Annotated in this window: 4 protein-coding genes; 1 reads left to right on the forward strand and 3 read right to left on the reverse strand. The window is 69.5% G+C overall.

Translation table 11 applies throughout. The features are described 5' to 3' along the window. From QMX80_RS18380 to QMX80_RS18390, 3 genes are all read right to left on the reverse strand, one after another. Positions 1-448, reverse strand: a 448-nt coding sequence (locus QMX80_RS18380; RefSeq protein WP_282278618.1) for a trehalase-like domain-containing protein, incomplete at its 3' end; no start/stop codon positions are given. 78 nt (positions 449-526) lie between these two features. Continuing rightward, positions 527-1,270, reverse strand: coding sequence for a trehalose-phosphatase (otsB, locus tag QMX80_RS18385; RefSeq protein WP_282278620.1), 744 nt, complete (start codon positions 1,268-1,270; stop codon positions 527-529). Positions 1,271-1,413: 143 nt separating this feature from the next. Further along, the gene (locus tag QMX80_RS18390; protein WP_282278622.1) at positions 1,414-3,849 is read right to left on the reverse strand and encodes a TonB-dependent receptor; all 2,436 of its coding nucleotides are present in this window, start codon (positions 3,847-3,849) and stop codon (positions 1,414-1,416) included. 194 nt (positions 3,850-4,043) lie between these two features. Between QMX80_RS18390 and QMX80_RS18395 the strand changes: the two genes are divergently transcribed. After that, positions 4,044-4,514, forward strand: a complete 471-nt coding sequence (locus tag QMX80_RS18395; RefSeq protein WP_282278623.1) for a DUF3574 domain-containing protein — start codon at positions 4,044-4,046, stop codon at positions 4,512-4,514. Positions 4,515-4,631 lie beyond the last annotated feature (117 nt).

Genomic DNA, 4,631 nt, shown 5'->3' on the forward strand with positions numbered 1-4,631 from the left:
GCCGCCCCCCGCGCCGGGGGTGGCGGCCCCTGGGGGCCGCGGGCGCGCGCGCGCCCCAGTCGGCCAGCGGCCGCGCCAGGATGCGGATGCGCGGGCTGCCGGCCAGCGGGCGGATGCGGCGGATGATGCTGGGGGGGCGGTAGAAGCGGCCGTTGCGGCGCCAGCGCGGGGCGAAGTCGATCACTTCCACCTGGCCGCCGCGGGTGTCGTGCAGCACCGTGCGCAGGATCGCGGTGTTGGTGATGTAGTGCTGTTCGCTGCCGGCGTAGTCCTCCAGTTCGATGGCGAAGTCGCCGCCTTCGTGCGCGCGCGGCGACAGCAGCGCGCAGAACGCCGGGTCGCCGTCGAACGCGGGCAGGCAGCTCCACACCACGCGCGCATGGCGGTCGATCAGGGCGCCGAAACTGCCGTTGCCGATGACGCCCATCTCGAGGTTGGCTCGAAGCATCGCTTCCTCCTTCTGGCTGGGAGGGGCCGTCCTCCCGGGTGATACGGCCGCATGCCGCGTCGGCGACGCGATACGGAATCAGGCCGCGCCCGCGCGCAGCCAGTCGTGCATCGCGGCCACGTCGGGCAGGGCGTGGCGCGCCTGGCTGTCCGGGCGTTCGCCGACGAGGATTCCGTAGCCGCCCAGCCGCGTCGCCGCGGCGAAACCGTCTTCGTCGGTAAGGTCGTCGCCGACGAAGACGGGCCGGCGGCCAGCGAACGGCGCCATGCCCATCAGCGTGGTCACCGCGGTGCCCTTGTCGTGGCCGGCGGAGACCAGTTCAACGACATGGTTGCCCGGCTGCAGGCGTACGCCAGGCAGCAGCGGCAACTGAGCGCGCGCGAAGGCGAGCACGGCCGGCGCGGCGGCCGGCGCATTGCGCCAGTGCAGGGCCAGGGCCTGGCCTTTGGCCTCCACCCGGACACCGGGGTGCGCATGCGCCAGGCGCATCGCCTGCAGGTGCAGTTCGTGCAGCCACTGCGCGGTTTCCATGGCCTGCGGCGCCTCATCGGCGCTGCGCCGCAGCTGCGCGCCGTGCAGGCCGGCGGCCGGCAGGCGCACGGGGGCGAACATGTGATCGAGCTGCACCAGCGTGCGGCCGCTGACCAGCGCCAGCGCACCGTCCAGGCGCCCGCCGATGCGGACGATCCAGTCGCGTACCTGCGGTGGCAGGCGGACGTCTTCAGGCTGCGCGGCAAACCCGACCAGTGTGCCGTCCACATCGAGGAACAGGGCACAAGCGGGATCCAGCGCGGGGGGAGGGCTGGTGGACGCGTTGACCATGGCGGCCACCATGCCACGCGTGACGTGAGCGGAAAGTTATCGGGGGTGGAGGCGGGGTAGGCCGGGCCTCCACGAAAGCGCGATCAGCATCACCGGAGCAGGGAAAACGCTTCCCTGCTCCCGGAACCGCATTCCCCGCGCGCTCAGAACGCGTAGCGCACGCGGCCGTACCAGTACGCGCCGTTGCTGCCGATCGGCGACAGCACGTCGTAGGGCAGGTTGCCGAAGTAATTGATGTCTTCGTTCGACCTGTCCGGGTAGTTGTCGGTCAGGTTCTGCCCGCCGACGGCCACGCTCCACTTCGGCGTGATGCGGTATTCCACTTCCGCATCGAGCTGCCATTCGGCGCCATAGGTCTGGGTCGGGATGTAGCCGCCGCCGAAATCGAACACGCGCCGCGCGCTGCCGTGGCGGCTCAGGCGGCTGCTCAGCGACCACGTGTCGTCGGCCCAGCTGGCGGCCAGCTGCGCACGGGTACGCGGCGCGGCGTCGGTCAGCGTGTTGCTTTCCTCCACGCCGAACAGCACGTAGTCCGGGTCCAGCGCCAACAGCTGCGCCGGCGTGGCCAGCACGTTCTTCAGCTCGGTCTTGGCATAGCTCCAGGTGCCGGTCAGCAGCAGGTCGCCACCGCCCAGCGACTGCCGCCAGTTGGCGACGAGCTCGGCGCCACGGGTGCGGGTGTCGGCGGCGTTGACGAAGTAGTGCGCGCTTTCCAGCCCGGCCACACCGAAGCGCTGCTGCACGAAATCGGTCAGCGCGTCGCCGGTGATGCTTTCCGACAGGGCGATGCGGTCGTCGATGTCGATCTGGAACAGGTCCAGCGACAGGTCGAGGTGGCTGCCGATCTGGCTGGTGAAGCCCAGGCTGTAGTTGATCGACTTCTCCGGCTTCAGGTTGGTGGCGCCCAGCGCACGCGCGATGGGGTTGTTCACCGACAGCAGGCGGCCCTGCACTAGCTGGCCGCCGGCGGTATAGCCGGTGGAGGTGGATTCGAAGCCGGTCTGGCTCAGCGACGGCGCATGGAAGTTGTTGGAGATGGCGCCGCGCAGCGCGAATGCGGGCGCGAACGCATAGCGCGCACCGAGCTTGCCGGTGAGTTCGCCGCCGAAGTCCTGGTAGTGCTCGTAGCGCGCAGCCGCATCGGTGGAGAACTTCTCGCCGAAGGTGGACGACAGGCTGGTGTAGGCACTGAACACGTCGCGGGTGAGATGCGCCTCGTCCTGCGGGGTCAGGCCGCCGCCGGCCTGCGAGCCGGTCGGACGGTCGGTATACGGACCGGCGGCATAGCTGGCCGGGTCGCCGGCGCCGGTCTCATAGCGCTCGCGGCGCGCCTCCACGCCGAAGCCGAGGCTGTGGCTGTCGTCCTGGCGCACGAAGATGCGGCCGAGGTCGAGGTTGGCCAGGGTTTGCTCGAAGGCGTAGTCGCCGGTCTTGAAGCGGGTCGGGCTGGCCGGACCGAGCGAGGCGTTGAGCGAATCGCGCAGGCGGTAGGTGAATGCGTTGCGGCCATGGTCGAGGCTGGCGTCGTAGTTCCACTCGCCCCACTGGCCGCGCGCGCCGGCTACCAGCTGCACGTCGAGGTTCTCGCCTTCGGAGAGGGGGCGGTAGCCGTGCGGGTAGAGCTCCTTCCAGTTGGCTTCGCCGTCCGGGTAGCGGAAGTAATTGGCGCCCTCGGTGTCGCGCTGGTTGTAGGTGCCGAAGGCATAGGCTTTGGACGTGGTGCCGAACGGGACCTCGGCGTTGAACCAGGCATTGAGATCTTTGCTGGCGCCGTCGCCCAGCGCGTAATTGCGCTTGCCGGCCAGGGCCAGGTTGTCCGCGGTCTGCGCTTCCCACGGCGGGATCTGGTCGAAGCCGGCGCGGTTGGTGGCCTCGCGGTTCTTCAGTTCCAGGCCCACGCGCAGGAAGCCGCCCTCGTCGGTCAACGCGGTGCCGACCTTGGCGCTGAAGTAGCTGGTCTGGCCGTCGGTCAGGGTGCGGCCGATCGGCTCCAGGTCGGTGTGGTGCGCACCAAAGCTGGCTTCGATGGCGCCACCCTGCGGGGCGTCGTCGAGAATCACGTTGATCACGCCGGCCACCGCGTCCGAGCCGTACAGCGCGCCGGCGCCATCGCGCAGCACCTCGATGCGCTTGATCGCGCTGACCGGGATGGCGTTGAAGTCCACCGGCGTGGTGCCCTTGCCGATCTTGCTGTCGGTGTTGACCAGCGCGCTGTTGTGGCGGCGCTTGCCGTTCACCAGCACCAGCACCTGGTCCGGCGACAGGCCGCGCAGCTGCGCGGCGCGCACGTGGTCGGCGCCGCCGGAGTTGGACTGGCGCGGGAAGTTGAACGAGGGCAGCAGCGCCTGCAGCGCGCTGCCGAGTTCGCCGTTGACCACGCCGGCCTTGCGGATGTCCTCGGCGCTGAGCACGTCCACCGGCGAGGTGGATTCGAGTACCGTCCGGTCGGTGGCGCGGGTGCCGGTGACGATCACGGTGTCGAGCGTGGTCGCCTGGCCGGACGCGTCCTGGGCGTGGGTGGGCGTGGACAAGGCCAGCGCTACGGCAAGGCCGAGCGGAGCCGGGGAAAGACGGACCATGGGGAACTCCGGGGGGAATGGCGTGGGGAAGGGGGTTGGATGGCCTGTTACATCCATCCGGATGGAGCGATATGTTATCTTGGCGTGATGCCGGCCCCGGGTGCAAGCCCTGCATGGCATCAGCTCATCCGCAAACGTGATATGCCGGCCAAGTGACATGGATGCCACCCTGCAGATCCCTACAGAGGTCATCCATGAAGTTCTCCGCTCTCCTGTTCCCGTTGCTGCTTTGCCTGGGTGGCGCCGCCGCCGCATCCCCGCTGGCCGACCCGCCGCCGACCGCCGCGCTGCAGGGCGATGCCGCGCGTCCGGCCGAGGCCATCCACTGGGTGCGCAGCGAACTGTATTTCGGCGTGGGCGAGGAGAAGGGCGATTCCAGCCGGGAGCAGACCGACACGATCAGCGAGGCACAGTGGCGGGCCTTCCTCGACAGGGAGGTGACGCCGCGCTTTCCCGATGGCCTGACCGTGTTCGACGCCTATGGCCAGTGGCTGTTCCGCGAGGCGGCGCAACCCGAGCGCCTGCGCACCAAGGTGCTGGTGGTACTGCACGAGGACACGCCGCAGCGGCGCAACGACATCGAGGCGATCCGCCTGGCGTGGAAACAGGCCACCCACCACCAGTCGGTGCTGTGGTCGCGGCAGGCGGTCGACGTCTCCTTCTGACCGGCAGTACCCCGGCACCCGGTAGGAGCGGCTTCAGCCGCGAATAGGCTTTACCGGTAAGGCTCGATCGCGGCTGAAGCCGCTCCTGCGATAACGAAAAGACAGAAACAACCACCC

The sequence above is a fragment of the Stenotrophomonas sp. PS02297 genome, assembly GCF_029959705.1.
GTDB lineage: Bacteria > Pseudomonadota > Gammaproteobacteria > Xanthomonadales > Xanthomonadaceae > Stenotrophomonas > Stenotrophomonas nitritireducens.

What these genes read in the sequence shown, in the direction of transcription:
- otsB (WP_282278620.1), bottom strand. Translation starts at nt 1,270, where the DNA reads ATGGTCAACGCGTCCACCAGCCCTCCCCCCGCGCTGGATCCCGCTTGT.
- QMX80_RS18390 (WP_282278622.1), bottom strand. Translation starts at nt 3,849, where the DNA reads ATGGTCCGTCTTTCCCCGGCTCCGCTCGGCCTTGCCGTAGCGCTGGCC.
- QMX80_RS18395 (WP_282278623.1), top strand. Translation starts at nt 4,044, where the DNA reads ATGAAGTTCTCCGCTCTCCTGTTCCCGTTGCTGCTTTGCCTGGGTGGC.